24 protein-coding genes are annotated in these 26,785 nt (G+C 65.6%); 14 read left to right on the top strand and 10 right to left on the bottom strand.

The genetic code is table 11. The features are described 5' to 3' along the window. The first annotated feature begins 161 nt into the window (after positions 1–161). From FBZ93_RS22630 to FBZ93_RS40720, 9 genes are all read left to right on the top strand, one after another. Positions 162–1,232, top strand: coding sequence for a sensor histidine kinase (locus FBZ93_RS22630; protein ID WP_146988591.1), 1,071 nt, complete (start codon positions 162–164; stop codon positions 1,230–1,232). 108 nt (positions 1,233–1,340) lie between these two features. Then, positions 1,341–1,997, top strand: a complete 657-nt coding sequence (locus FBZ93_RS22625) for a response regulator transcription factor (protein ID WP_146988590.1) — start codon at positions 1,341–1,343, stop codon at positions 1,995–1,997. Positions 1,998–2,136: 139 nt separating this feature from the next. Continuing rightward, positions 2,137–2,523, top strand: a complete 387-nt coding sequence (locus tag FBZ93_RS22620; RefSeq protein WP_146988588.1) for a hypothetical protein — start codon at positions 2,137–2,139, stop codon at positions 2,521–2,523. Between the two features lie 2 nt (positions 2,524–2,525). After that, positions 2,526–4,277 (top strand): OmpA family protein, encoded by a 1,752-nt coding sequence (locus FBZ93_RS22615; RefSeq protein ID WP_146988586.1) that lies wholly within the window; start codon positions 2,526–2,528, stop codon positions 4,275–4,277. Continuing rightward, positions 4,277–4,789: a Rab family GTPase gene (locus FBZ93_RS22610; RefSeq protein WP_146988585.1), complete on the top strand. Its 513-nt coding sequence runs from the start codon at positions 4,277–4,279 to the stop codon at positions 4,787–4,789. Before FBZ93_RS22615 ends, FBZ93_RS22610 begins: the two co-directional genes overlap by 1 nt. 281 nt (positions 4,790–5,070) lie before the next feature. Then, positions 5,071–5,487 (top strand): DUF3597 domain-containing protein, encoded by a 417-nt coding sequence (locus tag FBZ93_RS22605; protein ID WP_167529168.1) that lies wholly within the window; start codon positions 5,071–5,073, stop codon positions 5,485–5,487. An 82-nt stretch (positions 5,488–5,569) separates the two neighbouring features. Next, on the top strand, positions 5,570–5,860 hold the full coding sequence (locus tag FBZ93_RS22600) for a hypothetical protein (protein ID WP_146988583.1): 291 nt from the start codon (positions 5,570–5,572) through the stop codon (positions 5,858–5,860). Between the two features lie 71 nt (positions 5,861–5,931). After that, positions 5,932–6,351 carry a large conductance mechanosensitive channel protein MscL gene (gene mscL / locus FBZ93_RS22595; protein ID WP_146988581.1) on the top strand — a complete coding sequence of 140 codons (420 nt, stop codon included), beginning with the start codon at positions 5,932–5,934 and terminating at the stop codon, positions 6,349–6,351. A gap of 47 nt (positions 6,352–6,398) precedes the next feature. After that, positions 6,399–6,566 (top strand): hypothetical protein, encoded by a 168-nt coding sequence (locus FBZ93_RS40720; protein WP_167529167.1) that lies wholly within the window; start codon positions 6,399–6,401, stop codon positions 6,564–6,566. A gap of 29 nt (positions 6,567–6,595) precedes the next feature. Here the strand turns inward: FBZ93_RS40720 and FBZ93_RS22590 are convergent, their stop codons facing one another. Next, entirely contained in the window at positions 6,596–7,414 is an 819-nt protein-coding gene (locus FBZ93_RS22590; protein WP_246667596.1) for a class I SAM-dependent methyltransferase, read from the bottom strand. Beyond that, complete coding sequence (locus tag FBZ93_RS22585) at positions 7,401–7,865, bottom strand: Rrf2 family transcriptional regulator (RefSeq protein WP_146988580.1); 465 nt, start codon at positions 7,863–7,865, stop codon at positions 7,401–7,403. Before FBZ93_RS22585 ends, FBZ93_RS22590 begins: the two co-directional genes overlap by 14 nt. 159 nt (positions 7,866–8,024) lie before the next feature. Here FBZ93_RS22585 and FBZ93_RS22580 point away from each other — a divergent pair, with 159 nt between their 5' ends. After that, on the top strand, positions 8,025–10,106 hold the full coding sequence (locus FBZ93_RS22580) for a tetratricopeptide repeat protein (protein WP_246667595.1): 2,082 nt from the start codon (positions 8,025–8,027) through the stop codon (positions 10,104–10,106). Between the two features lie 44 nt (positions 10,107–10,150). Here the strand turns inward: FBZ93_RS22580 and FBZ93_RS22575 are convergent, their stop codons facing one another. Both FBZ93_RS22575 and FBZ93_RS22570 read right to left on the bottom strand, forming a co-directional pair. Then, on the bottom strand, positions 10,151–10,432 hold the full coding sequence (locus FBZ93_RS22575) for a helix-turn-helix domain-containing protein (RefSeq protein ID WP_146988576.1): 282 nt from the start codon (positions 10,430–10,432) through the stop codon (positions 10,151–10,153). Between the two features lie 9 nt (positions 10,433–10,441). After that, positions 10,442–12,175, bottom strand: coding sequence for an ATP-dependent Clp protease adaptor ClpS (locus tag FBZ93_RS22570; RefSeq protein ID WP_146988575.1), 1,734 nt, complete (start codon positions 12,173–12,175; stop codon positions 10,442–10,444). Positions 12,176–12,502: 327 nt separating this feature from the next. On the opposite strand from FBZ93_RS22570, the gene FBZ93_RS22565 reads away from it, so the two are divergent. The 4 genes from FBZ93_RS22565 to FBZ93_RS22550 all read left to right on the top strand — a co-directional run bounded on the left by FBZ93_RS22565 (position 12,503) and on the right by FBZ93_RS22550 (position 17,962). Then, the gene (locus FBZ93_RS22565; RefSeq protein ID WP_146988573.1) at positions 12,503–14,860 is read left to right on the top strand and encodes a mechanosensitive ion channel family protein; all 2,358 of its coding nucleotides are present in this window, start codon (positions 12,503–12,505) and stop codon (positions 14,858–14,860) included. Between the two features lie 390 nt (positions 14,861–15,250). Continuing rightward, positions 15,251–16,351, top strand: coding sequence for an LLM class flavin-dependent oxidoreductase (locus tag FBZ93_RS22560; protein WP_146988571.1), 1,101 nt, complete (start codon positions 15,251–15,253; stop codon positions 16,349–16,351). A gap of 79 nt (positions 16,352–16,430) precedes the next feature. After that, positions 16,431–16,985, top strand: a complete 555-nt coding sequence (locus FBZ93_RS22555; protein ID WP_146988569.1) for a flavin reductase family protein — start codon at positions 16,431–16,433, stop codon at positions 16,983–16,985. 221 nt (positions 16,986–17,206) lie between these two features. Further along, positions 17,207–17,962, top strand: coding sequence for an SDR family oxidoreductase (locus tag FBZ93_RS22550; RefSeq protein WP_146988568.1), 756 nt, complete (start codon positions 17,207–17,209; stop codon positions 17,960–17,962). Positions 17,963–17,984: 22 nt separating this feature from the next. Here FBZ93_RS22550 and FBZ93_RS22545 read toward each other — a convergent pair whose 3' ends face one another. From FBZ93_RS22545 to radC, 6 genes are all read right to left on the bottom strand, one after another. After that, a complete protein-coding gene (locus FBZ93_RS22545) occupies positions 17,985–18,389 on the bottom strand; it encodes a hypothetical protein (protein WP_146988566.1) in 405 nt (134 codons plus the stop codon). Continuing rightward, a complete protein-coding gene (locus tag FBZ93_RS22540) occupies positions 18,389–19,972 on the bottom strand; it encodes a hypothetical protein (RefSeq protein WP_246667594.1) in 1,584 nt (527 codons plus the stop codon). Before FBZ93_RS22540 ends, FBZ93_RS22545 begins: the two co-directional genes overlap by 1 nt. An 83-nt stretch (positions 19,973–20,055) precedes the next feature. Continuing rightward, complete coding sequence (locus FBZ93_RS22535) at positions 20,056–21,921, bottom strand: sigma-54-dependent Fis family transcriptional regulator (protein ID WP_146988564.1); 1,866 nt, start codon at positions 21,919–21,921, stop codon at positions 20,056–20,058. A gap of 172 nt (positions 21,922–22,093) precedes the next feature. Beyond that, on the bottom strand, positions 22,094–24,217 hold the full coding sequence (gene glgX, locus FBZ93_RS22530; RefSeq protein WP_146988562.1) for a glycogen debranching protein GlgX: 2,124 nt from the start codon (positions 24,215–24,217) through the stop codon (positions 22,094–22,096). Between the two features lie 378 nt (positions 24,218–24,595). Continuing rightward, a complete protein-coding gene (locus FBZ93_RS22520) occupies positions 24,596–25,957 on the bottom strand; it encodes a prenyltransferase (RefSeq protein WP_146988559.1) in 1,362 nt (453 codons plus the stop codon). 72 nt (positions 25,958–26,029) lie between these two features. After that, positions 26,030–26,743, bottom strand: a complete 714-nt coding sequence (radC, locus tag FBZ93_RS22515; protein ID WP_146988557.1) for a RadC family protein — start codon at positions 26,741–26,743, stop codon at positions 26,030–26,032. Positions 26,744–26,785 lie beyond the last annotated feature (42 nt).

The following is a 26,785-nucleotide window of genomic DNA, read 5'->3' as shown; positions in this document are numbered from 1 at the left end:
TCATGGCTTGCGCTGTTGCTCATCCGTGGGACAGAACCGCATTTCGGGCGGCAGCGGCATCTGACGAAGGTCAGGATCGGTTATGACGAAAGTCATATTCGTTTGCGGCCGCTGCCGGCTTACGCCAGAGTGGGCTGCTCGCTGAGAGTGATGGGCAACGCATGATCAATCTGAGCGCGGATTTGCTTGCGGCCGCGGAAGCCAACGTCATTGGCCTCGCCGTCATCGGCGCCGACCGCAGCATACAGCGGAAGATCGGCCGGCTGGTCGAATGGCTTCCCGCAATCGGCGTCGATTGCTGCGAGTGCATGCTGCTGGTCGGCATGGAAGCCGAATTGGCGGCGCTCGCCAGCGGCCGGCGGGATACGATCGCGCTGGCTGGTGTGCGTGGCGCGTCGCCTGACATCACGCAGCCGATGACGGCGGTCGTGCTGTGGAACGGCGCGCAGTTGCACTACTTCGTCATCGCCATGCCGGACTTCGCGGGACGTCAGGTGGAAACGCTGCTCGGCAGCGAGCGCCGGGCCCGCCGCCTGATGGAGCAGCAGCTCGAGGCGGCGAGCGCGGAGGTGCGCTTTGCTTCTCTGGCGCGAACGCGGCTGCGGCTGGCGCGCGATCTGCACGATACGCTGGTGCATTCGATCGTTGCGCTGCTGACCCAGATCCGGCTGATCAGGCATTATCTGTCGGCCGATCCCGCGCGCGTGGCGGACAGCCTTGCGACCGCGGAAGATGCCGCGGCGAGTGGCCTCTCGCGCGCCCGCGAGGCGATCGATCGCCTGCGCACGTCAGACGATCTGAAGCTCGATCCCGATGTCGAGGGACTGCTCAGCGACTTCGCCGCACGCAGCGGCGTCAGGGTGTCGATCCAGATCGATGAAGAGGCGCGTGCCGGCTTGCGCGATTGCGGATTGACGGTTCAGCGCATCCTCAGCGAGGCGCTGCGCAACGTCCAGGCCCATGCGCAGGCACGCCGTGTCTCCTTTCACGCCTTCGAGGCGCCGGCCGTGGTCGGCCGCAAGCTTGTCGTCGAGATCCGCGATGACGGCCATGGCTTCGATCCCGCGCTCCCTCATCCCGGACATTTCGGATTGATCGGAATGGCCGAATTTGCTGAACTTGTCGGCGGAAGCTGCGCGGTGGAGAGCGCGCCCGGACAGGGAACGCTGGTCCGGATATCGCTCCCCGTAGCGGTGCCGCCGGCGGCGTCTGCCGGCGTGCTGGCCGATTGATGTCGTGGCCGCGCAATCGGAGCGTTTTCGAGCGAAGTGGGTACCGGTTCGCGTCAAGAAAACGCGACCAGCAAAACGACAGGAACTTCGAGAGGATGACGGAAGCCCGTGAGCAGGATTGACAAGGTACGGGTGCTGATTGCCGAGGATCAGACCCTGATCAGGGAAGGTATCGCCACACTGCTTGCCCAGCAGAACGACGATTTCGAGATCCTTCCTGGCGCGGCCGACGGCGAGCAGGCCATCGAATTCGCGCGGCGCTATCGGCCGGACGTCATCCTGATGGACCTGCAGATGCCGCGCGTCGATGGCATCGCGGCGACCCAGCGGATTCTCCGCGAGCTGCCGCAGACCCACATCGTCGTGCTGACGACATTCGAGACCAACGACCTGATCTTCGAGGCGGTCAGCGCGGGCGCCAAGGCGTATCTCCTGAAGGATGCCAGGATGGAAGAGATCGCATCGACGATCCGCGCGGTCATCAACGGCCAGTCAGGGCTTTCGCCCGGTGTCGCCGCGCGCATCCTCGACGAATTCAAGCGGCTGCGCGGCCCTCGCGTCTCGGCGAAGCTGCCGGTTCGCGACGGGCTGACGGCGCGGGAGAATGAAATTCTCACGCTGATCGTCGAGGGCAAGAGCAATACCGAGATCGGCGAGCGGCTGCATTTGGCCGAGGGCACGGTGAAGAACTATGTCAGCACCATCCTGGAGAAATGCCAGGTCAAGAACCGTACGGAACTCGCAATAAAGGCAATAACTTACTAGAAATAATTGCCCTCGACCGCACAACCAAGCGGTTGATCTTGCTGAGATTGCTCGCCTTTCTCTGGGCCGCGCCCGCAAAATTGGCTATAGGGTTGTTTCGGATTTGCTTTTTGAAGCAGCAGGTCCGGATTGCGCGGCTATGAGTAAGCAGGAAAAGACCATGAAGGGTATCGAGCGCCAGACCAAGGGTACGGACGGACCGGCAGATGCTCCGGCGGCCGGCAACGGCGCGGATCCGGCGGCGCATGGCATGGCGGCGATCGATCAGGTCCGCGACCTCCTGTTCGGCGGCGCGCAACGCTCGCTCGAGACCAACCTCTCGGGTCTGCGCGATGAAATGCAGGCATCGCTGAAGCAAATGCAGGCCGACTTCACCAACGAGCTCACCGCGCTGCAGGCGAGGCTCTCCGACCTCGAACGCGACACCGAGCAGAAGCGCCTCGACTCGCTGAAGGATGTCGGCGCGGCCATCACCCAGCTCGGCACCGTCATCAGCGGATTGGGAACCGGCCGCGCGGGCAAATAAGCATGGCAGCTGCTGCCGGCCAGAATCGCGAGATCGAGCAGCTCAAGACATTGCTGTTTCAGCCCGAGGCGACGCGTCTGACGTCGCTCGAGGCCGACCTCGACTCGCTACAGCGCTATGTCGGCAATGCCGATCGGCTGGAGACGGCGACCGCCGGCATTCTGGTCGAGGCGCTGGAGCGCGCCGAGGTCAACCGGCCGCGCGAACTCGCCACCGCGATCGCGCCGGTCGTGGTCTCCGCGATCCGCAGCGAGATCAAGAATTCGCGCGAGCAGATGATCGAGGCGCTCTATCCGATCGTCGGCCGGCTGGTCAGTGCTGCGGTTGCGAATGCGTTCCGCGAACTGGTTGCCTCGCTCGAGCAGCGCATCAATGCGCTGACATCGGCGCAGCTGTGGGTCGGGCGCGTCAAGTCTCTGGTGACGGGACGTCCGATCAGCGAGTTCGTGCTTGCGGATGCCCCGCCGCAGATCAATCGGCTGCTGATCATCGAACGCGGCAATGGCCGCCTGGTCGCCGACTGGAAGCGTGAGGCGACCGCCGACGAACGCGCCGACCTGCTCAGCGCGATGGTTGCGGCGATCCTCGAATTCTCCGTGCAGGCGCTGGCCGGTGAAGGCAATCTGCAGACGCTCGATTTCGGCGGACGGCAGCTCGCGCTGCGCGCCTCACCCCGCTTCATCCTGGCGGCGGAATGCCTGGGACCGCTGCGTCCCGCCGACAATGCCCGGATCAATTCGCTGTTTTTCGACGCGATCGAGCGCATCGACCGCGGCGCGGATTGCGATGGTCCGATGCTGGCCTCGCTCGCCGCCGCGATCGAAACCGACGACGCGCCGCGGCGGATCGCGAGCCGGCGCGGCAAGGTGATCCTGTTCGCCGTGCTCGCCGCTGTGTTGGCGCTGTTGCTCTGGCTTGCCGCGACCTCGGTGTCGCGCAGCCTCTTGGAGCGGCGGACCCATGCGGCGCTGGAGCAGCTCGCCGTAAAGCAGCCCTTGCTGTTCACGTTCCCGCTGCGGCTCGACTTCGATCACGGCAAGGCAAGCGTGGCGGTCTCGGGCATCGAACCGGGCGAGCTCGAGACGGCGCCGGTGATCGACGCGCTTGCTGCGGCCGCGGCACCGTACAAGATCGTCAACCGCATCGGGCAGGTCACCACGCCGGAGCAGGCGGCGGTAGCGCAGGCCGGCATCGCAGGCTTGCAGCAGAACCTGGTGAGGCTGCAGACGAGCCTCGACCAGATGCGCGAGGCGATGGGTGCACAGGCGAAGTCGGGCGACCGGAAATATGCCGGGCTGACCCAGCAGTACGACAAGCTCAGCGAGCAGTCCGCGAACCTCGGCGAGGAAGTTGCAAAACTGCAATCCGTCGCTGACGGCCCGACGGCGCGGCTCGACCGCTTTATCGCCTCGACCGCGATCTTCTTTGCCAACAATTCAGACGAAGTCCTCGACAACGATCAGGCCGAGCAGCAGCTGCGCGAGCTCGCCGGACTGCTGGCGAACAACGATCTCAAGATACGGATCGTCGGCTACGCCGATCAGAGTGGCACCGAAGGCACCAACAAGACGCTGGGGCGCAAGCGGGCGGAGCAGGTCCAGCGCAAGCTGACCGCGCTCGGGATCGATCCGTCGCGGCTGATTTTGGTGTCGCGTGCCGCGACGATGCCGATCACCGACCGGCTCGACGCCACCGTCGGCGGCAACCGCCGCGTCGCGTTCGAGACGGTCTATCGAGGCGAAGTGGCCCGCTGATGCTCACCGCAAAAGTCATGCTGCTCGGCGATATGGGGGTCGGCAAGACGTCGATCCTCTACCGGCTGATCTACAACCGGTTCGAGGGCCAGTACAAATCGACGCTCGGCGTCGAGATCCTGAGCCACGACGTGGTGCCGGCGGACGGCAGCGATCCGATGCGCCTCGTGCTGTGGGATACCGACGGCGATTTCGGCACGCAGATTTTCGACACCGTCTACGTCACCGGCGCATCCGCCGCGATCATCGTCTCCGACGTCACGCGGCCGCAGACCGTGACCCGCATGGTCGAGCTGGTTCGCGGTTTCGAGGAGCGCTTTCCGGGCCGGCCCTACCGGGCGCTGTTGAACAAGATCGACCTGCCGGAAGCTGTGGGCAGCGCCGGCGCGATTGCCGAGCTCGCCAAGTCGCTCGGCAAGTCGAGCGTGAAATCGGTCAGCGCCAAGACCGGTGTCGGCATCGCGGAAAGCTTTGTCGAGCTCGCCCAGACCATCCGCCGCCGCCAGCTCTAGCTCAAGATGCGCGACGCGCGTTGGTGTCAGCCGTCCCGACTTCTCGGGGCTGGCGAATCGGGCCGGGACGGCTGACTTCATCGCACGTGGGGCGTACGATGAAACGCGCGCGACGTGCGATGCCTAACCGCACGATTCTCTCCCCGACTGCACCACGCCGTTCCACACTCCGATAGTGACGATGGTCATCTTCCGCTAGGCCAATGGCCTGCTTATCGTTCGCTCCGTCACCGGAACCAGCCGCGGGACCAAGGTGTCTCGGGCGCACGGAGTGAGAGAGCATGAGCATTTTTGGAAGCATCATGGGTGCAATCTTCGGCCATGGCGCCCAGGCCAAGACGGCTGAGACCACAACGACGACGGCCCCCGGCGCAGCGCCGGCATCGACATCAACATCGTCGGCTTCCGCGTCCGCGGCGCCCGGCACGCCGGCGGCGCAAACCGTCGACGTCGCTGTCATCGTCGACAAGGCGGCGGCCGCCACCGGCGAGAAGCTCGACTGGCGTACCTCGATCGTCGACCTGATGAAGGCGCTCGGTCTCGACTCGAGCCTTGCGGCGCGCAAGGAGCTCGCCAAGGAGCTGCACTACACCGGCGATACCAACAACACCGCCACCATGAATGTCTGGCTGCATCAGCAGGTGATGGCCAAGCTCGCCGCCAACGGCGGCAAGCTGCCGGCCGACATCAAGACCTAACGATCTCCCTACCTTGAGCCGTGCAAGGCCTTCGCGCCCTGCACGGCTCCGAACGATGTGTATTGCGTGAGGAGCAGTTGCGATGACCTCATCCCATCTTGCCATCCTGAACAGGCCGCGGACCGGCGCCGCTGCCGTGTCGATCGCCGCGGGACTTGCAGCGGGATTTGGGTTCGCAGCATTTGCGCTCGGTATCACGATGGTCATCGCCCGCGCGGATAATTCCGGCGACGCGCCGCAGCCGGCAAGTGCGAATGTGCAGCGCGCTTCGCAGACCCTGCCGCCGGCACGGGTCATCCTGCCTGCACCGTGGGAGCAAGCCGCTCCCGTGCAGCCGGTCGCGGCGCCAGCGAAGCCGGCGGACCGCCAGTAATTTTCGCATCTTTGGTAAGGCCGGCGATCCAGTCGCCAGGCCGTCCGACAATTTTTCGAACAGGAGATCACATGCTGAAGGAATTCAGGGAATTCGCCATGAAGGGCAACGTCGTTGATCTCGCCGTCGGCGTGATCATCGGCGCGGCGTTCGGCGCGATCGTATCGTCGATGGTGGCCGATATCATCATGCCGATCATCGGCGCGGTCAGCGGCGGCCTCGACTTCTCCAACTACTTCACCGCGCTCTCGAAGTCGGTGACGGCGACCAACCTTGCCGATGCCAAGAAGCAGGGCGCGGTGCTGGCCTGGGGCAACTTCCTGACCCTCACGCTCAACTTCCTGATCGTCGCCTTCGTGCTGTTCATCGTGGTGCGCCTCATGAACCAGCTCAAGCGCGAAGCACCCGCGGCGCCAGCCGAGCCGCCGAAGCCGACCAAAGAGCAGGAACTGCTCACCGAGATTCGGGATCTTCTGAAATCGCGTGCGTAGCGATCGCTGCCTGTATCGTGCGTACTGCCCAGCTCTGGAGCCTAGCCATGCCAGAACAGGTCAAGCTGCCCCGCAAACTTTCGCAAGAGCCCGGTGGTTCGTCCAAGCTACGGCCGAGCCACCGGCGGGTTATCGAGGAGCTCGACCGCTGGGCCAACAGCCCTGGCCTGCAGCCGCCGAGTGACACGGACAAGCAGAGCGACGACAAGCGCTAGCGGAGGTCAGGCGTGGATGGCGCCTGCGGTCACGGCCGCTGCGCCGTCGCGATCAGCGCGGTCGAGGGAATCGCGAAGCTGTCGCCGGTCCGTCTCTGCTCGATCTCGCTCCGGAGCGCGCGCGCGACTGCCGCGCTCTGGTCTGCATCGAGCCCGCTCCAATGCGGCATGAACTCGAACAGTTTGTCGACATCGCCGGGATTGGCGACATTGAGTTTGAAATCGTGGGTGATCTCGGCGACGACGGGCTCGGAGAAGCCGGCGGCGATGAGCGCAGCGGAGAGGCGGCCGGGATCGGCGAGTTCGGCGAGGCCCGTGCAGGGCATCGGCGTGACATTGTCGGGATAGAGCCGCCGGATGATCTGCGACAGCAGCAGATGGACCGCGGCGCCGTCAGCACTTTTCCAGACCGCAATCGAAGCCGATCCGCCTGATCGCGTCACCCGCGCCATCTCGCGCAGTCCGGCGCGCCAGTTCGGAAACAGCATCACGCCGAATACCGACACCGACGCATCGAAGGCGGCATCCGGAAGATCGAGCGCCTGGCCGTCCATCTGCCGTGCCTCGATATTTGGCAGGCGATGCGCGCGGACCCGCGCCACCATTCCGGAGGAGAAGTCGATCGCGGTGACCGCAGCGCCGGTGCGGGCGGCGGCAAGCGCCGCGGCGCCGGTGCCGGTGGCAACGTCGAGCACTTTCGATGACGGGCCGATCGGGAGCGTCGCGACCGCGGCGTCGGCGAACAGCGTCGTGAACGGCTGCGACTGCGCCTCATAGGCGGTGACCATTTTGTCCCAGTGTGCGGGATCGTTGTACGGCAGCGGCTTCGCCGGCTCACTTGACTGCATGAATCTGGTCCTCGAGGCTCTGTTTATGTTTGGCGAGGCGGCGCTTGAAATCCTTCGCCAGCGCGTCGAGCGTCACTGCGCCGAGCCGTTTCAGGAAGATCGCCTCGACCTCGCGAAACGTGCCTGACAGCGCGTCGTTGACCGCCTGTTCGACCAGGCAGCCGGGATTCTCCGAGCGGTGGCCCATCGCAACGATGGTCGGCGCGCCGACCGCGCGATAGATGTCCGCGAGAGTGATATCGGCGGGATCGCGCGCCAGCGTCCAGCCGCCGCCATGGCCCTTCTCCGAACGGACCAGGCCTTGCTCGCGCAGGCCCGCCATCACGCGGCGGACCACCACCGGGTTGGTGGCCATCGCCTGGGCGAGTTGCTCCGACGTGACCGGTTCGCCCGCTCCGATCATGTGGAGCAGGCCATGCAGGACGCTGGACAGGCGGCTATCGCGTATCATGTAACTTCATATGTTACATGATGGGCGAGGCGTCAAGGGGGCGGGATGGCAGGCCGTGATCTGATATTCGCGTGCCGGATTTGGCGGCGCCGCGCGTTTAATCCGCATCGGGGTCTTGAAGGCGGGGGCGGTATCGTGGGCAAGGTGGCGATTGATCGGATGTTGCTGGATGCGGTGGCGCATTATGGCGCGGGCCGCTCGATGGAGGCCGGCACGCTGTGCGGCGACATCCTCAGCGCCGATCCCGACCACGTTCCGGCGCTGCATCTGTCCGCCGTCATCGCCTTCGTGACGGATCGCGCCGCCGAAGGCGCGGTGCTGCTCAGCCGGGTGTTCAGCCTCGATCCGCAGCATGGACCGGCGTTCGGCACGCTCGGCGATGCGCTCGCCGTGAAGGGCGAGCATGAAGGTGCGGTGGCGGCGTTCCAGCGCGGCGTGACGCTGCGGCCAAAGGATCCCGGCCTGCACATCAAGCTCGGCGTCGCGTTGTGCGACCTGTCGCGGTTCGACGAGGCCGAGGCCGCGTTTCGCCGCGCGATCACGCTCGATGGCAGCCTGACGCGGGCGCGGTTCAACCTCGCCGTTGCCCTGGCCGGGCAGCAGCGGCCGGTCGAGGCCGAGCAGGCCTATCGCGAGGTGATCGCGCGCGATCCGGCCTATCGCGGCGTCTGGCTCAATCTCGGCAATGCGCTGGCCGATCAGAAGAAGCACGACGCCGCCGCCACCGCTTATCGCCGCGGACTCGGCACCGATCCCGACAATCCCGGGCTGCATTGCGGCCTTGGCGCGGCGCTCTATCGCCTCGGCCGGCTCGAGGACGCGATCCTGCACTACCGCCGTACGACGGCACTCGATCCCGGCAACCTCGCGCCTCACCGCCTGCTTGCCATGGTGCTGCACGAACTCGGCGAGCGCGACGAGGCGGTTCGAATCTACCGGCAGGTCTCGGCCCGCGATCCGTCCGATCACGTCATCCTCAACAATCTCGGCGCCTGCCTGTTCGAGCTTGGGCAAGTCGACGAGGCCATCGCCTGCGCCGAGCTCGCGCTGGCGCTCAAGCCGGACTATGCCGCCGCGCACACCAACCTCGGGATCATCTTCGAGGCGCAGAATCTGGTGGAGGCCGCGGTCGCGGCGCATCGGCGCGCCATCGAGATCGACCCGCTCTATGCCAAGGGGCATGCAAATCTGGCGGTCGCGCTGCGCAATGCCGGCGAGATCGATGCCGCGCTGGTGGCCTCGCGGCGGGCCATCGCGCTCGATCCCGATCAGCCGCTGGCGCATTACAACCACGCGCATTTCCTGCTGATGAACGGCGAGTTCGAGGAAGGCTTCGAGGAGTATCAGTGGCGCCGCAAGACCAAGATGCTCAGTGAAGGCGATCCGGTGTTCGACGAGCCGGAATGGCAGGGCGAACCGCTGGCGGGACGGACGCTGCTGCTGTTCGCCGAATACGGGCTCGGCGATGCCATCAATTTCGTCCGCTATGTGCCGATGCTGGTGGGCAGAGGCGGCCGAATCCTGCTGCAGGTGCAGCCGGCGCTGGTCGCGCTGCTGCGGCCGATGCTGCCCGGCGTCGTGGTGTTCGCCCGCGGCGAGACATTGCCGCCGTTCGACCTGCAATTGCCGCTGCTCAGCCTGCCGCGGATCTTCCGCACCACCGTCGAGACCATTCCCGCGGCGACATCCTATCTGCAGGCGGACGCGGCCAAGCTCGCGCGCTGGCGCGAGGCGCTCAGCGGCGTGTCCGCGCTGAAGGTCGGCGTGGTCTGGGCCGGCAATCCCAGGCACAAGGGCGACCGCCAGCGCTCGTTGCCGGCAGACACCGTGCTGCCGCGGCTGGTCACACCTGGCGTCCAGCTCTACAGCCTGCAGAGGGAACCGCGGCCCGACGATGCGCCGGTGCTGCGGAATCTCGGCGCCGATATCGTCGACCTCGCGCCGACGCTCGGCGATTTCGCCGACACCGCAGCGGCGGTCTGCGCGCTCGACCTGGTCATAGCGGTCGACACCTCGGTGGCGCATCTTGCCGGCGCGCTGGGACGCCCGGTCTGGATGCTGTGTCCCTATGCGCTCGACTGGCGCTGGCTGCGCGATCGCGCCGACACGCCCTGGTATCCGACCATGCGGCTGTTCCGCCAGGACAAGCCGCAGGCCTGGGACCGCGTGCTGGCGCGGATGTCCGACGAACTCGCACGCGTTGCCGCCGGCGAGCGCGAGTTGCTGTTGCCGGCGCGGTGATCGATTGATCGGCTGGCCGCGCGGTCTGGTGCTCTGGCGACGGCCTACGCGGCCGAGAGCCGAATCTGGAACTTGCTGCCAGTCGCCTTGGCAAATCGCAGCAACGTCTTGGTGCTCGGAAGCGTCTGGCCGCTTTCAAGGCGGGCGATGGTCGATTGGGTCGTTCCCATCTTGGCTGCCAGCTCGGATTGCGACAGTCCCGCGCGCTGACGCGCGCTCACTAGTTCGGCCGCGATCTCGAACGCGGGTGCGAGTGCGTCGTACTCGGTCCTGACCTTGGGGTTAGCCAACAAGCGCGACTTGAGCCTTTCGAACGGAATGGTCATGAAATTCCCTCACCCCGCGCTCATTCCCTGCGCGCCGCCGAGCAGCTTCACGTTGAGCCGGCCGCCGTCGAACAGCATCTCGTTGAGCGCGCTGTCGATGTCTTCGGCGGTGACGTCCCGGCCTTCTCCGCGCGCGATGCTGGCCTGGGCGATGCGGCGCATCAGCTCTTTGATGAAGGCGGCGCTGACGCCGGCAGTGCGTTGCACCGCTGCATCGATGACGGGCGGTTCGAGCGGCAGGCCACGGCCGTAGAGCCGGACCAGCTTGCCGCGGCCGGTCTCGTCGGGCAGCGGCACCTCGATCGCCTGGTCGATGCGGCCCGGCCGGCCGGCCAGCGCGCCCTCCAGCTCTTCGGGGCGGTTGGTGGTCAGCACGAACACGATGTCGCAATCCTCCTTCAGGCCGTCCATCTCGTTGAGCAGCTTGTTGAGCAGGGATTCCTCGCACGGTCCGCCCATGTCCTCGCGGTCGCGTGCGATCAAATCGACGTCCTCGATCACGATCATGGTCGGCTGCAGCAGCCGCGCCAGACTCATATAGGCGCCGAGCAGCCCGACCTGTTCGGCGGTGATGATCAGCGTGGTGTGGCCAGGCAGATTGGTGGCGAGATAGCGAATGGTGTGGGTCTTGCCGGTGCCGGGCGGGCCGTAGAGCAGGATGCCCTTGCGGGTCGACTGGCCGAGCTTGCGCAGCAGATCGCGGCTTTCGACAAAGTCGAGCACGTTGCGGTCGAGCAGCCGCAGCGTCCGTTCCGGCAGGATCACGTCATCGCGCGCGACCGTCGGCAGACGATGCACGGTCAGGCCACGCGAACGTCCGCGATAATTGGCGCCGTCCTCCAGCGACAGGATCTTGCCGCGATAGGAGCGCGCCGCATGCACGGCCGTTTCCAGCTCGGCGAAAGTGCGCTGCACGAAAGCATTGCCGGCCGCGCCGGCAGGCAACGCAAGCTCGATGCGCAGCGACGGCTCGTGATTGTATTCGCGATAGAACGTCAGCAGCACGGCGTAGCGCAGTTCGGCGGTTCGGCACAGCCATAGTCCATTGACGAGGCATTTCACCGGCTCGGCCTCGCCGATATCGACGTCGCGATATTGCGGCGGCGCGATCGCCGGTGCATTGCGGCCAGCCTTCATCAGCGCCGCGAAGTCGAGCGTCTCGTAGCGATATTCTTCATGGATGCCGAAGAAGTGGATCGGATCGGTGAACAGCTTGTCGATCGCGACCTGAACGTCGGCGCGCATGTGGCCCGGAAACTGTCGCGCCCGTGTCACGATCAGGTTGCGCGGCACGCCGGCGAAATGCCAGTCGAGCGCAACGTAAGCGGATCGAAACGTCTCGCCCGGCACGTCTTCCGAGCTGCGGCGTGCCGCGAGCAGGCAGTCGCTGCACAGCGATGCAGTCGTCGTACCGGGGATCAGAATCTCCGTCACGGCCCTTGGGGCTTCGCAGAGATCGCAGGGGCGGCTGGCGTCGGCGGATTCGGTGCTGATCATCAACGGCTGGCCGTTGGAGCGGATCAGCCATTTCGCCGAGTTGAAGATGGCCCGTGCGACCGGTCCTGGATAAGGGCCGCAGGGAATAGCGCCGTTGGCCTCGATCAAGGCGGCGCAGGCAATGGCTTCCTGCTCGGATTTCCCGAACACCGTACGCAACAGATCCTGCACGAATTCCAGCGGGGTTTCATCGTCGTCGTGAATGAAGAGCCGGACCGGACCGTCGTCGCTGAACACGTCGTGCATGATCACCTCGAAACGCAATCGGAACCAGAAAGAACAAAATAAGAACATCACGGTCGCTGGCCTGCGTCAAGCGAAAGATTCTGCGGCCTCATCCCTGACGTGTGGTGCGTCGATCGGCCGGCGCAGCCGGGAACGCGCTGGATGCGTAAACGCGGCTCAACACTTGTGACGATTATGTTGCGGCAAATGCCAAAACATGGCCGCCACAGCGGCAAACTTCCGACACATCATCGGGGCGAAAAGGGGGGATCCGACATGGCGCGAGCGCGAGAGCTGATTCCTTCCAGGGATCTGCCGTCGCGCAATGACTTTTAATAAGAGGCCCTCGTGTCGCACATATTTCGTTTTGCGATCCTTCTCGTCCTCACCCTGTTCGTCTCTCCCGCGCTTGCGCAACCGGCCGTCAAGCCGGCGCCGCCGCAACCCAGTACCAGCGATGCACTGACGCCTGAGCAGGCGAAGCGCGCGCTCGAGACGCTGCAGGACGACAAGAAGCGCGGCGAGATCATCAACACGCTGCGCGCCATCGCCAAGGCCTCGCCGCAGGCTGCTGCTCAGCCGGCGGCTGCGGAGCCGGCACCCGAGCAGCATTCGCCGATCCCGCTCACGGCCGACAGTCTCGGCGCGCAGCTCCTGCTGATGGTGTCGGAACAGGTCGGCGAGATGTCGCGCGAGGTCGCCGACGTCGCGCGCACGCTGACGCATTTCCCGGCGTTCTATTACTGGTTCGTGCGTACCGCCAACGATCCGGACGCCTATGGTCTCCTGATCGATATCGCCTGGAAGCTGGCGCTGGTATTCGGCTGCGCGCTCGCTGCCGAATGGGTGGTGTTCCGCCTGATCAAGCGGCCGGTCGCGTTCCTCGAAGCGCGGCTGCCGCAGACCGCGCGCGTTCCCGTGCCGGTGCTCGCGAGCGCCGATCCGCCGTCGTCGGTTGCCGACGTCACGCCGACGCCGGAGTCGCATCGGCGCCGGCTCAGCCTGGCGCGCGCCTGGCAGTCGCTGGTCCGGCTGCCCTTCGTGCTCGGCCGCCTGCTGCTCGAATTGCTGCCGGTGGTGGTGTTCGGCGGCATCGCCACCGCGCTGCTCGGCACCGAGATCGGCGACCAGTCGACCACGCGGCTCGTGATCCTCGCCGTCGTCAATGCTTACGTATTTTCGCGCGTCCTTATCTGCGCGGTGCGCGCGCTGGCAGGGCCGTTCGGCCTGTTCCGCGTTCGTGCCGAGACCGCGGCCTATATCGAGATCTGGGCACGGCGCATCGTGGCGGTCGGCGTCTCCGGCATCGCCTTTGCCAATGTCGCGCTGCTGCTCGGGCTGCATCGCGCCGGTTACGCCGCGCTGATCCGGCTGGTGATGCTGGTGGTGCATCTGTTCGTCGTGGTCATCATCCTGCAGTGCCGCCGCCAGGTCGCCGAATTCATCCGCGCGCCGGCCGATCGTACCGGGCTGGCGGCGCGGACGCGCAACCGCCTCGCGTCACTCTGGCATGTGCTGGCGATCGCGCTCGACCTCGCGCTGTGGGCGGTGTGGGCGCTCAACATCCGCAACGGCTATTCGCTGCTGCTGCAATATTTCGTCGGCACCGTCGCGGTGCTCTTGGTCACGCGGCTGGTCACCATGGTGGTGCTGAGCCTGATCGATCGCGGCTTCCGCATCAGTCCGGAGCTGATCCAGCGCTTCCCGGGGCTGGAGACCCGCGCCAACCGCTATCTGCCGCTGCTGCGTAAGGTGGTCACGACGGTGATCGCCTTGATCGGCTTCGTCGCGCTGCTCGAGGTCTGGGGCGTCGATGCCATCGTCTGGTTCTATGGCGGCCAGATCGGCTCGCGCCTGATCTCGGCGCTGGTGACGATCGGCATCGCCGCGCTCGCCGCCGCCGTGATCTGGGAAGTCGCCAATGCGCTGATGGACCGCCAGATCGACACGCTGTCGCGCGAGGGGCATTATGCCCGCGCCGCGCGCCTGCGCACCTTCCAGCCAATGCTGCGCACCGCGCTGTTCTGCATGATCGTCGCGGTCGTCGGGCTCACCGCGCTCAGCGAGATCGGCGTCAATGTCGCGCCGCTGCTCGCCGGCGCCGGCATCGTCGGCATCGCGATCGGCTTCGGTTCGCAGAAGTTGGTGCAGGACCTGATCACCGGCCTGTTCCTCCTGATCGAGAACACCGTTCAGGTCGGCGATACCGTCACCGTGTCGGGCCTCTCGGGCGTGGTCGAGAATGTCTCGATCCGCACCATGCGGCTGCGTGCCGGCGACGGCTCGGTGCATGTCGTGCCATTCAGCGCGGTGACGACGATCACCAATTCCAGCCGCGGCGCGGGCAATGCCGCGGTCAGCGTCAACGTGTCCTACAAGGAGGATACCGACCGCGCTGGTGAGGTGCTGAAGGACATCGTCGCGCAGATGCGCCAGGAGACGGCGTATCGCGCATTCATCCGCGGCGACCTCGAATTGTGGGGCGTCGACAAGGTCGACGGGTCCGTGGTGACGATCGTCGGCCAGATCCGCTGCACCGATAGCGGCCGCTGGTCGGTGCAGCGCGAGTTCAACCGCCGCATGAAGCGGCGCTTCCAGGAGGAGGGCATCGAGATCGCCTCGATGGGCCAGACCATCCTGATGCAGCTCCCGCCGCCCTCCGAGCCTGACAGCAACAACGCGATGCCGCGCCGCGCGGCGGGTTGATAAGGCACGCTCCGCTTCACCTCGCCCCGCGTGCGGGGAGAGGTCGAATTCGAGCGAAGCTCGAATTCGGGTGAGGGGGAGCCTCCGCAAACTCCGCTGTCACCGTCTGCGAGGAGGCGGCCCCTCACCCCAACCCTCTCCCCGTAAGAACTGGGAGAGGGAGTAAGAGCGAGTTCGCCGCGTCTCAACGTTGCGACATTATCTCGCGACGGTGAGACGGCGAGAGACCCTGCAGAGCCCGGAGCCAAGCCCGCAGGTGGCCGAAACGCGGCCTTTCGCTGCCCTCCTAGCGATTTCCACGCTGGCACAGCGCTTGCTGAACGCATCAACGAATGCGCGGCAAGACGCATTGCATGACTAAACCGCAAAGCCAGAAGGAAGGAAACGCACATGGAGCTTGGCTACTTCACCATGCCCTCGCACCCGCCGGAGTGCGGATTGAAGGAGGGCCACGACTGGGACCTGCAGACGCTGCGCTGGCTCGACGAGCTCGGCTATCAGGAAGCCTGGATCGGCGAGCATCACACAGCGCCCTGGGAGCCGCACCCGTCGCCCGATCTGTTGGTGGCGCAGGCGCTGCTGCAGACCAAGAACATCCGGATCGGGCCGGGCGGCTTCTTGCTGCCGTATCATCATCCCGCCGAGCTCGCGAACCGCGTCGCGATGCTCGACCACCTCTCCAACGGGCGGCTTAATTTCGGCGTCGCAGCCTCCGGCTTGCCGAGCGACTGGGCGATGTTCAACGTCGACGGCATGTCCGGGCAAAACCGCGACATGACCCGCGAGGCGCTCGAGATCATCCTGAAGATGTGGTCCGAGCCCGGACCGTGGACGCACAAGGGCAAGTACTGGACGGTGAGCAAGCCGGACACGATGTTTGACTTCCTCAAGCCTCACATCAAGCCGCTGCAGGGCCCGCACCCGCCGATCGGCGTCGCCGGCCTGTCGAAGAACTCGGACACCTTGAAGCTTGCCGGCGAGCGCGGCTTCATTCCGATGAGCCTCAACCTCAACCCGGCCTATGTCGGCAGCCACTGGGATTCGGTGGAAGCCGGCGCTGCCAAGACCGGCCGCAAGCCGAGCCGCAAGGATTGGCGGCTGGTGCGCGAGGTGTTCGTGGCTGATACCGATGAGGAGGCATGGAAGCTCTCGACCGGCGACATGATGGGCCGGATGATGGGCGAGTACTTCCTGCCGCTGCTCGGCCATTTCGGCTTCAAGGACTACCTGAAACACGCGCCCGACGTGCCCGACAGCGATGTCACCGTCGAATATTGCGCGCGCCGGAATTGGATCGTCGGCTCGCCCAAGACGGTTACCGAGAAGATCGAGCAGATCTACCGGGAGGTCGGCGGCTTCGGTGTCCTCTGTGTGTTCGGCTTCGACTACAAGCACAAGCCGGAGGCCTGGCGGCACTCGCTGGACCTGCTCAAGAACGAGGTGATGCCGCGGCTCAAGCATCTCGGCGCCGAGTTCGAGAAGGCTGCATGACAGCTGCGCGGGGTGCGGGGCTTGCCTCGCACCCCCCGTCGCATATCTTAAATGGAGTGCTTCTATGAGGTTTTGCGGCATGACGGTCGACGCACAGAGTTTCAAGCAGGCGATGCGCCATTGCGCGGGCGCGGTGGCGCTGGTGACGGTTGGCCGCGAGCCGGGACAGCGCACCGGCCTGACGGTGACCTCGGCCTGCTCGCTGTCGGATAATCCGCCATCGGTGCTGGTCTGCGTGAACCGTAATGCCAGCGCGCATGAGCGCATTCGCGCGGAGCGCCATTTCGTTATCAACTTCCTGAACGAGGAGCACGCGCTGCTGGCGCTGACCTTCTCCGGCCAGAAGGGCGTCAACGGCGACGACCGTTTTGGGTTCGGCCGCTGGACCACAGGTGCGACCGGCGCCCCGGTGCTGGAGGATGCCGTGGCGGCATTCGACTGCGTCCTGGCGCAGGAGCTCGAGACCAAGACCCATTCGATCTTCATCGGTGAAGTCCAGCATGTCCGCGCCGCGACCACGGTCGATCCGCTGATCTATCTGCGCTCGGGTTTCCAGAGCGTGCGCAACATCCATGACCCGATCACGCTCGGCGACGTCGACGCACGCCGCGTCAGCTGGAACGAGTTTTCGTAAGGCTTGGCCGTTCACCTCTCTGCGCATGCGGGGCGAGGGGCGCCGCGGGCAGAACGCCAGCCGCTCCCCGTAGTCAATCAGCATCGCTGACCAATCCCGATCAATTCGACGCGCGTACCGTCAACGCGTGGCGCGCTATAATTGGCGTCGCACTTTCCGTCGGCAGTTGAGACCCAAAGCGCAACCCGAGATCTCCAGTCATCGACAAGGGAGACCCAATCATGAAGATCGTTGTGATCGGCGGCACCGGACTGATCGGCTCCAGGACCGTCGCCATTTTGCGTCAAGGCGGCCATGACGTCGTCGCTGCTTCGCCCAAGAACGGCGTCAACACCATCACCGGCGCGGGATTGAAAGAGGCGCTGTCCGGCGCAGCCGTCGTGATCGACCTCGCCAATTCGCCATCGTTCGAGGACAGGGCGGTGATGGCGTTCTTCGAGACCTCGGGCCGCAACCTGCTGGCGGCGGAGAAGCCGGCCGGCGTCAAGCACCACGTCGCGCTCTCGATCGTCGGCACCGACCGGACGCCCGAGAACGGCTATTTCCGCGCCAAGGTCGCGCAGGAGAAGCTGATCGAGGCGTCCGGCATTCCCTACACCATCATCCGCGCGACCCAATTCATGGAATTCGTCGGAGCGATTGCCGATGCGAGCGCGGTCGTCAACACGATCAGGCTCTCGCCCGGTCTGTTCCAGCCGATCGCGGCGGAGGATGTGTCTGCCCTCGTGGCCGATATCGCGCTCGAGCCGCCGCGCAACGGCATCGTCGAGATCGCAGGACCGGACCGTGCCCCGTTCGACGAAATCGTGGCCCGCTACCTGAAGGCAAAGGGCGACCGGCGCGAGGTGGTGCGAGACCCTGACGCGCTCTACTGGGGCGGCCGGGTCGAGGAGCATTCACTGGTGCCGCTGGGCGAGGCGCGCATCGGCCGCATTGACCTCAACGAATGGCTGCGCCGCTCGCGGCCGGCAGCCTGACAGGAAAGCCTGTTGGCTTCAGCTATTTGAGCCACACCAGCAGCGGGACGGGTGCGCGGCCCTCACAGGACAGCGTGCCCTCGTAATTGTGCGTCTTGCGGGCGCTGTAGGTGCAGGACGCGCCGTCCAGCACCAGTTCGGCCGTGACCTGTGAATCCGCACCCGTGATTTGCAGCCTGATCTCGCCGGCGCGTTCCTCCGGGCCGTCCTGCGTGCAGAGCCCCACATGCTTCATCTTCAGCGGCCCGGAGAACTGCCTGGGCGTGCCCGGAGCGCTTTCGGTGAGATGTCCGGTCAGCTCCCATTCGCCGAGCACGCCGGCCTGACCGAGGATCTCCATCGCGCCGGCCGGCGGCACGTGGCAAAGCCATAGCGCAACGGCGCCGAGCGAGACCGCCGCACCGTTGCGCCATGCTGTCCGTCGCATCACAGCTTGCTTCCGGTTGTCTGTCGCAATTCGATCAGCTCTGGCCGCGTCAAATCCGCATCCGCGGTGAGCCGGGCGATCTGATCAGCACATTCCCGGGTCTTGGCCTGATCACCGGCCGCTTTCGCGCTCTTGATCATCCCGACATAGGCCGCCAGCCGATTGGGCTCCTTCTTGAGCACGGCCTCGTAGGCGGCAAGCGCCTCCTTGGCCATGCCGCGATCGAGCAGCATCGCAGCATAGAGCTCGCGCGCCGGCGCGAGCGGTCCCGGGGTGACGGGATGCTTCTCGGTCTTGTCTTCCGCTTCCGCGGCGGAATTCATCGCGCCGAGCGCCTCGTCGTATTTGGCTTCGGCATACAGCACCCAGGCGCTCGCGATCTGCTGCTCGATGTCGACGATGTTGGACCAGTAGGCGTCCTTGGCGTCTTTCAGCTTGTCGCGCAGCTCGACCAGCTTGGCGATATCAGGCTTGGCTGCCGCCGGATCACCGGAGCGCGCGGCGCCGACCGCGCGGGCGAAATAAGTGATGGCATCGGCATAGGCATATTTGGTCGGATGCACTTCAAGCGCGGCGGCTCCCTTCCAGTCGCCGCGCTCGAACACATAGCGAGCCTGGCTTGCCGCGACCGCGAACGGGCCGGCGAACCGGTCCTGCTTGAACTGGAGCTGGCCGAGCTCGTCGACCACCGCCCGCGCCTCCTTGTCCTGGCCGAGCTGGAGGTAGGCATAGACCAGATAGTCCATCGCATGCGCCTGGTCCTGCTGCTCACCGTCTTCCTTGGCGATGCGCGCCGACTCCTTGTTCGAGGCGATCGACTCTTTCCAATAGCCGACGCGCGTGAAGATGTGCGACGGCATGTGCTGGGCATGTGGCGCGTGCTCGGCGATCTTGGCATAGCGCATCGCCGCGGGGAGGCCCTTCTCCGCGAGCGCCGGGTAGTCGTAGAGATGGATCAGATAATGCGCGATGCCGGGGTGCTCGGGCTGGCGCTTGAAGATCGGTTCGAGCAGTGCCGCGCCCTTGAGCTGGTTGGCATAGGTCTTGTCGGCCGGCGAGGCTGCGACGTTCAGCGTGATCGCATAGGCGATCTGTGCCTCGTCATCGTCGGCATTGTGCATCGCCACCTGCTCCTCGGCCGCGAGGAATCGCTGCACACGGGTGCGGTGATCGACCTTGTCATAGTCGACATACATCGCGGCGATCGCATCGATGTAGTCGCGCTCGCGCTGCGAGTTCGCACCCAGCGCCTGGCCCTTCTTCACGGCTTCGAGGCCGAGCGGAAGGTTCTCCGGCGGTGGCGGCCCATGGGGATTGTAGAGATAGCTGAGCGCGATCCCCCAATAGGCGATGGCGCATTGCGGGTCGGCCTCGAGCACCTCCTCGAAGGTGCGGCGCGAGGCGCTGTACCAGAACGAATGCTGATACAGCATGGCGCGATCGAACAGCTCCTGCGCCTCCGGCTTGCAGGACGTTGTGAAATGAACTTTGCCCAATCGTTGCTCGGCAGAATCCGAGGAAGCAGGCTGCGAAATGGTCGCGGCAAAGAGGCCAACGACCACAGCGAGGTGAAACCGTGTCATGGGACCCGCTCCGTGGCGTTGAATGCGAAAGGCGCATGATAGCACCTTTCCCGCACGGCCGGAACGGCAGGTGCTGTTCCGGTCTAGCTGTCCAGCTCGATCCCTAACGCCTTGATCTTCCGGTACAAGGTCGCGCGGCTGAGCCCGAGCGCCTTGGCCGCGTCGCTCACTCTTCCGCTATTGGCGCGCAACGCGTCGGCGATCACGGCGCGCTCGTTCGCAGCGTGATCGGCCGCCGCGCTGCGCGTGACGAACGGCGGCAGATCGAGATCGGCCTCGGTGATGACGCCGTTCTCGGCGGTCGCACCGGCAAGCCGCAGCACGTGGCGAAGCTGGCGCATGTTGCCGGGGAAGGGATAGGCCATCAGCTGCGCCCAGGCAGCTGGCGCGATGCGGCAGTGCGGCGCTTCCTCGTCGGCGATCTGCGCGATCACCTCGCGCCGATCCGCGCGCTCGCGCAAGGCGGGCAGGCGGATCTCCATGCCGCGTAGCCGGTAATAGAGATCGGAGCGGAAGCTGCCGTCTTCGGCCATCCGCGCCAGGTCGCGGTGCGTGGCGCTGATCAGGCGGATGTCGACCGGGACGGGCTTCAGCGCGCCGAGCGGCCAGACCTCGCGATTCTCCAGCACGCGCAGCAGCCGCGTCTGCAGCGCCAGCGGCATGTCGCCGATCTCGTCGAGGAACAGCGTGCCACCGCTGGCCTGCACGATCAGCCCCTTCGAGCCCTCGCGCCGTGCGCCGGTGAAGGCGCCGGCCTCGTAGCCGAACAGCTCGGCGTCGATCAGGCTCTCCGGCATCGCCGCGCAGTTCAGCGCGACATAGTTGCGGGCCGCGCGATTGCTGGCCGCATGGATGGCACGCGCGAACACGTCCTTGCCGGCGCCGGTCTCGCCATGCAGCAGGATCGGTAGATCGAGATTGCCGACCGTCATCAGCCGCTTCACGCCCTTGTTCAGCACGGGATCGCGGCCGGCCAACCTGTGCAGGCCGCTGAACTGTCCGGCCGGCTGTTCGCGCGGCGGCGCAGGTAACGGACGGGAGACACGCGCACGCGCCGGTGGCGCGATGCGGCCGCGGCCCCATGGCGTGCCGTCGGCCCGGCGCAGCGTGACCGGATCGTCCGCGGCGCGTGTCGCGCGATCGTCGAGCTGAATCAGATGCGACAGGTCGATGCCGTCATCGATCATCGCATCGGTCAGGCCGAAAACGCCGCGCGCGGTGCGGCAGGCGCCGACCACGCGGCGGTCGTCGTCATAGGCGAGCATGCCGTGCCCGTCGCCGGGCAGCGTCGCGATCCAGGCGGCGCGGTAGCGCCGGCGGAAGAACGACTGCTCGATCCGCCGCGTCGCCTCCGTGGTGACGGCGAGCGCCAGTTCATGCGCACTGCGGCCGAGATCGCTGCGGCAGGAGGAGATGTTGACGGCGCCTGCGAGCCGGCCGGCATGATCGAACAGCGGCGACACCGCGCAGGTGAACATGTGCCACTGCTCGCGGAAATGCTCGTCGCCATGCACGATGATCGGCCGCCGCTCGGCGAGCGCGGTGCCGAGCCCGTTGGTGCCCTCGAAGGTCTCGGCAAAGTTCGAGCCGGTGTAGATCTTCCATTCCAGGAACATCCGGTCGTAGTCGCCTCCGGGCAGACGGCTCACCAGCATGGTCGCGTTGGGGTCGGCAAGGTTGACGCAGTAGCCGGTGTCGTGGAGCACGCGGGCAAGATCCTCGAGTTCCGGGATCGCGACCTGGATCAAATCCTCCATCGGCTCGGCGATGTGGCGGACCTCGGCCTCGGTCAGCGTCTGCGGTGGCCCGCGCCGGGCCGGATCGAGGTTGTGATTGACCACGCAGCGCCGCCAGGACGCGGCAATCCGCGCCTCGGTGTCGACGCCGGCCACCTGATTGGCCGCCGATAGAACACGGGCAACGTGATTTGAGGCCGAAAGATTGGCCATCCAGAGGTCTCCACCCCTAATTTTCGGCGAAGTCTGGCAGGGCGACGGCGAATGTCAATTGGCCGCCGGGGCGCGGGGAGGCGACCTTGGGTGGGAGACAGCTCTGTAGGGCGGATTAGCGAAGCGTAATCCGCCGTTCCGCACGCGGGTCTGCGGCGGATTACGCCCTCGGCTAATCCGCCCTACGCATCTCTCCCGCTGTGAACAGCACGAACGAACGCCCGGCCGCCTTGTACGTGCTGTCGAACGCAAACTGCGCGCCCGCCGGCTGCTCCGGCGCATTGGTGTCGAGCAGCAGCGACCAGTGCGGGCCGGCTGAGGTCGCCGGCAGCTTGAAATCGACCTCGCCTTCATAGCTGTTGAGGATCACGAGCACCGTATCGTCCTCGCCCTCGCGGGCGATCGCGGTCTTGCGGGCGCGGCCGTCGAGCACGACGCCGAAGCATTTGATCCAGCCGGTGGTCCAGTCGGCCTGCGTCATCTCCACGCCTGAGGCGCTGATCCAGACCACGTCGCGGATGGCGAGCTGCGGATCGCGATCGCCGGACAGGAAGCGGCTGCGGCGCAGGATCGGATAGTCGCGGCGCAGCTTGATCATCCGTCTGGTGAAGGCGAGCAGCTTGTTGGCGTCGTCGGAGAAATTCCAGCCGAACCAGGAGATCTCGTTGTCCTGGCAATAGGCATTGTTGTTGCCGCGCTGGGTGCGGCCGAACTCGTCGCCGCCGAGCAGCATCGGCGTGCCCTGCGAGGCGAGCAGCGTCGCCAGCATGTTGCGCTTCTGGCGTTCGCGCAAAGCCCGGATCTCGGGATTGTCGGTCGGGCCCTCGGCGCCGCAATTCCAGGAGTGGTTGTCCGAGGAGCCGTCGTTGTTGTTCTCGCCGTTGGCCTCGTTGTGCTTGTTGTTGTAGCTCGCCCAGTCGTTCAGGGTGAAGCCGTCATGCGCGGTGATGAAGTTGACGCTGGCCCAGGTGCGGCGGCCCTCGCGGTTGAACACGTCGTGCGAGCCGAGCAGCCGCGGCGCGAGGTTGCCTGGCGCGGCCTCGCCGCGCCAGAAATCGCGCACCGTGTTGCGGTATTTGTCGTTCCATTCGGCCCAGCCCGGCGGGAAGCCGCCGACCTGGTAGCCGCCGGGGCCGCAGTCCCAGGGCTCGGCGATCAGCTTGACGGTCGCCAGCAGCGGGTCCTGGTTCATTGCTTTCAGAAAGCCCGACTGCTCGTCGAAGCCATAGACCTCGCGCGCCAGGATGGTGCCGAGGTCGAAGCGGAAGCCGTCGACATGCATGTGGCCGGCCCAGTAGCGCAGGCTGTCCATCACCAGCTGGATCACCCGCGGATGCGACAGGTTCACCGTGTTGCCGGTGCCGGTGTCGTTGATGTAGTAGCGGCGCTTGTCGGGCAAGAGCCGGTAGTAGCTCGCATTGTCGATGCCCTTGAACGACAGCGTCGGGCCGCGTTCATTGCCTTCGGCGGTGTGGTTGTAGACCACGTCGAGGATCACCTCGAGCCCGGCGCCATGCAGCCGCGATACCATCTCCTTGAATTCGCGCAGGCTGTTCGGCACGTCGGCGGCGTAGCGCGGGTCCGGCGCGAAGAAGCCGATCGTGTTGTAGCCCCAGTAATTGGTGAGATGCTTGTCCAGCAGATTGCTGTCGTTGATGAAGGAATGCACCGGCAGTAACTCGACCGAGGTGATGCCGAGCGCCGTCAGATGATCGATCGCGGCGTTCGATCCGAAACCGGCATAGGTGCCGCGCAGGTTTTCAGGGATGCCCGGGTGCTGCTTGGTAAAACCCTTGACATGCGTCTCGTAGACGACGGTCTCGTCCCAATGCACGTCCTGCCGCTGCGCCTCCTGGACCCAGTCGAAATTGGGATCGACCACCACGCATTTCGGCATGAACGGCGCGCTGTCGCGGTCGTCGAAGGTGAGGTCGTCGCCGGTCTCCATCTTGTAGCCGAACACCGCCGGATTCCAGGTCAGGCTGCCGGCATGGGCGCAAGCATAGGGATCGAGCAGCAGCTTGTTCGGATTGAATCTGTGGCCGCCATCGGGCTGGTAGGGGCCGTAGACGCGATAGCCGTAGAAGGTGCCGGGTTGCACGCCGTTGATGAAGCCGTGAAACACCTGGTCGGTATATTCGGGCAGCTCGAAGCGGTGCGTCTCGCGCTCGCCGTCGAACAGGCAGACCTCGACCTTGGTGGCGTTGGCGGAGAACACCGCGAAGTTGGTGCCATGGCCGCTCCAATGGGCGCCCAGCGGGTAGGGCAGCCCTTCCTCAATCACGAAATCGGACATCGGTCCCCCAAGCCTGGAACTGGCAAATCAACCTGCAACAAACGCCGCCGCGCGGGAAACGTTGCATGGGCGATGTTAGCGCCAAGAGTTCGTGGTTCGTATGACGTGAGGGGATGCTCGGCATGTCGGCGCGATTGTTCTCTCCGTCGTCATTCCGGGGCGACGCGCAGCGTCGAGCCCGGAATCTATTCCACCACTTGTTTTGCGGTCCAATGGATTCCGGGTTCATCGCTGCGCGATGCCCCGGAATGACGGGAGCGGCCGCGGCCTCTCCGCTCAACCACGGCTGCCTCTGGAATGCTGGATCACCCCCGATGCGCGGGTGATGATACCGAACAAGCTGTTTCACCGTCGTCCCGGCTTTCGCCAGGACGACGGCTAGTTGTTCTTGAGCAGCGCAAACCGGCGTCGGTCGATCCGCTCGCGCGCCGCCTGGCCGGCGGCCGCACAAAGATCGGGCGCGTAGAGCTGGCAGGTCCCGCGCTTCTCGATGGCGGTGTCGATCAGATGCAAAAGTCGCGCGGGCGCGATGTCGGGCGGCGAGGCAATGCGGCCGACGACGACGTGCTTTTCCATTTGCTCGTGGTCGGCGTGATCGATATCGGGGTTGCGCCAGCAATTCGCGCACATGATCTTGAACCCCTCGGAGTGCGAATAGATCACGGCGTCCCCGTCCAGTTCGCCGCTGATGTCGGCCAATTGCCGCGCGGTCTCCTGCGTGCCCGCGAAATCGAAGAACTGGTAGTTCTGGCGCAGCAGCGTTGCCAGATGGGGGAAGACCGGTATTTGCTCCTCGCCATAAGTATGATGCGTAATCGGCGCGCCATCCATCAGGATGACGTCGCCATAGTCGACGCCGAGATCGCCGTACAACACGCTGCGGATGATGCCGTGGCATGGGCTTAACCGTTCGATCCACACGGTTTCCTCTTCGCCTGGATCGTCGGAGTCCGCCGTACGCTCGGCAAGCGGGCGCTCGGCAAGCCTCACCTTGCAGGCCGGATATCCGCCTTCCGGCAAGCCGAACCGCCCAGGCCCGATTTTCTGTCCCATCCGCTTCCAGACGTCCAAGGCGGTCTCGGCATCCCCCGCGCCGGTGGCGCAGATTCCAAGGTTCCATTCGAAGCTGTCGACAACCTCTTGCGACAGCATTGCGGCAGCCCGGTTTGCCGTCACGCCTTCTGCGAACCTGCCACGTGTTTTGTAGAACAGGCCCAGATTGTAGTGGGGTGAGCTCTTCTGCGGATTGAGTTCGACCACCTTTCGAAGGCTGTCCTCGGCGATCGCATCGTTCTGGCGGGCCATCATCCGCGCCGACGTGGCAAGCCCGCGCAGGATCTGCTCCTGCTCAGGCTTCCCCTCATGGAGCCTCGCCAGGCGGCCGAGCTTCTCGACCATCGTCTGAAAGATCGGATGTTCCGGCGGCGACGCGTTCAGATCGTCGATGTCGCGGACGGCCTCGAGGCATTGCCCAAGCGCCGGGAGGATGTCGACGGCGTCATCGTGGGCATCCGCGATCTCCGAAAGCAGGTCTGCCGCTTCGTCCCTTGCAAGGCTTCGCTGGTCGACGATCCATACCAACGCCCTCGCGGCCTCAGGCTGGTGGCGCTGGGCCGTTCGCAGTGGTTGGATCTTCTGCCATGCAGCCTGCTTGCGGTCCGCCTGTCCCTCTGCAACGGCGTCACGCGCAATTGCAGCGATCTCGTCGGACGAGAGAACCGCGCTGGGACCATTCGACATGATCGTCTCCGTGGAGGCGCCTCGGCGTTGGCAGGGATCGGCGGTGGGGCGACGCGTCTCGATGCAGCGAGATTACATCAATCTCATGCCCTTGAAGCTGGTATGCCCGTTCTTGCCGACGATGATGTGATCGTGCACGGCGATCCCGAGCGGCTTGGCGATGTCGACGATCGCCTTGGTCATCTGGATGTCGGCCTGCGAGGGCGTGGGGTCGCCGGACGGATGGTTGTGCACCAGGATCAACGCGGTGGCGGATAATTCCAGCGCGCGCTTGATGACCTCGCGCGGGTAGACCGGCGTGTGATCGACGGTGCCGGTCTGCTGCACCTCGTCGGCGATCAGCTGGTTGCGCTTGTCGAGGAACAGCAGGCGGAACTGTTCCTTGTCGGCGAACGCCATGCTGGAGCGGCAATAGCCGATGACGTCGTTCCAGGATGACAGCGCGATGCTGCGCTTGATCTCGCCCTTGGCGATCCGGTCGGCGGCCGCGGCGAGCAGCTTGATCTGGTTGATCGAGGCATCCTTGACGCCGTCGACCTCGCGCAGCCGCGCCACCGGCGCGTGCACCACCTCGGCGAAGGAGCCGAACTTCTTCAGCAGCGCCTTGGCCAATGGCTTGGTGTCGCGACGCGGGATGGCGGCGAACAGCGCCATCTCCAGCAACTCGTAGTCGGTCAGCGCGTCGGGGCCGGCCGCGTAGAAGCGTTCGCGCAGCCGCTCGCGATGGCCGTGATAATGCGGCGTCTCGTCGGGCTCGTCGTTGCTGGCATCGGGTTTGGCAGGCATCGGCCACAACCTTGCCGTGCCAGCCGCATTTTGCAAGTACCC

This window comes from Bradyrhizobium macuxiense, assembly GCF_007993935.1.
GTDB lineage: Bacteria > Pseudomonadota > Alphaproteobacteria > Rhizobiales > Xanthobacteraceae > Bradyrhizobium > Bradyrhizobium macuxiense_A.
This window is presented reverse-complemented; position numbering and strand designations above follow the sequence as displayed.

Excerpts from the sequence above, each read along its gene's own strand:
- glgX (WP_146988562.1), bottom strand. The coding sequence starts at position 24,217 with ATGTCCGATTTCGTGATTGAGGAAGGGCTGCCCTACCCGCTGGGCGCC.
- FBZ93_RS22545 (WP_146988566.1), bottom strand. The coding sequence starts at position 18,389 with ATGCGACGGACAGCATGGCGCAACGGTGCGGCGGTCTCGCTCGGCGCC.
- FBZ93_RS22610 (WP_146988585.1), top strand. The coding sequence starts at position 4,277 with ATGCTCACCGCAAAAGTCATGCTGCTCGGCGATATGGGGGTCGGCAAG.
- FBZ93_RS22585 (WP_146988580.1), bottom strand. The coding sequence starts at position 7,865 with ATGATACGCGATAGCCGCCTGTCCAGCGTCCTGCATGGCCTGCTCCAC.
- FBZ93_RS22600 (WP_146988583.1), top strand. The coding sequence starts at position 5,570 with ATGACCTCATCCCATCTTGCCATCCTGAACAGGCCGCGGACCGGCGCC.
- FBZ93_RS40720 (WP_167529167.1), top strand. The coding sequence starts at position 6,399 with ATGCCAGAACAGGTCAAGCTGCCCCGCAAACTTTCGCAAGAGCCCGGT.
- FBZ93_RS22540 (WP_246667594.1), bottom strand. The coding sequence starts at position 19,972 with ATGACACGGTTTCACCTCGCTGTGGTCGTTGGCCTCTTTGCCGCGACC.
- radC (WP_146988557.1), bottom strand. The coding sequence starts at position 26,743 with ATGCCTGCCAAACCCGATGCCAGCAACGACGAGCCCGACGAGACGCCG.
- FBZ93_RS22590 (WP_246667596.1), bottom strand. The coding sequence starts at position 7,414 with ATGCAGTCAAGTGAGCCGGCGAAGCCGCTGCCGTACAACGATCCCGCA.
- FBZ93_RS22520 (WP_146988559.1), bottom strand. The coding sequence starts at position 25,957 with ATGTCGAATGGTCCCAGCGCGGTTCTCTCGTCCGACGAGATCGCTGCA.
- FBZ93_RS22630 (WP_146988591.1), top strand. The coding sequence starts at position 162 with ATGATCAATCTGAGCGCGGATTTGCTTGCGGCCGCGGAAGCCAACGTC.
- mscL (WP_146988581.1), top strand. The coding sequence starts at position 5,932 with ATGCTGAAGGAATTCAGGGAATTCGCCATGAAGGGCAACGTCGTTGAT.
- FBZ93_RS22620 (WP_146988588.1), top strand. The coding sequence starts at position 2,137 with ATGAGTAAGCAGGAAAAGACCATGAAGGGTATCGAGCGCCAGACCAAG.
- FBZ93_RS22580 (WP_246667595.1), top strand. The coding sequence starts at position 8,025 with ATGTTGCTGGATGCGGTGGCGCATTATGGCGCGGGCCGCTCGATGGAG.
- FBZ93_RS22575 (WP_146988576.1), bottom strand. The coding sequence starts at position 10,432 with ATGACCATTCCGTTCGAAAGGCTCAAGTCGCGCTTGTTGGCTAACCCC.
- FBZ93_RS22550 (WP_146988568.1), top strand. The coding sequence starts at position 17,207 with ATGAAGATCGTTGTGATCGGCGGCACCGGACTGATCGGCTCCAGGACC.
- FBZ93_RS22555 (WP_146988569.1), top strand. The coding sequence starts at position 16,431 with ATGACGGTCGACGCACAGAGTTTCAAGCAGGCGATGCGCCATTGCGCG.
- FBZ93_RS22535 (WP_146988564.1), bottom strand. The coding sequence starts at position 21,921 with ATGGCCAATCTTTCGGCCTCAAATCACGTTGCCCGTGTTCTATCGGCG.
- FBZ93_RS22605 (WP_167529168.1), top strand. The coding sequence starts at position 5,071 with ATGAGCATTTTTGGAAGCATCATGGGTGCAATCTTCGGCCATGGCGCC.
- FBZ93_RS22560 (WP_146988571.1), top strand. The coding sequence starts at position 15,251 with ATGGAGCTTGGCTACTTCACCATGCCCTCGCACCCGCCGGAGTGCGGA.
- FBZ93_RS22615 (WP_146988586.1), top strand. The coding sequence starts at position 2,526 with ATGGCAGCTGCTGCCGGCCAGAATCGCGAGATCGAGCAGCTCAAGACA.
- FBZ93_RS22570 (WP_146988575.1), bottom strand. The coding sequence starts at position 12,175 with ATGCACGACGTGTTCAGCGACGACGGTCCGGTCCGGCTCTTCATTCAC.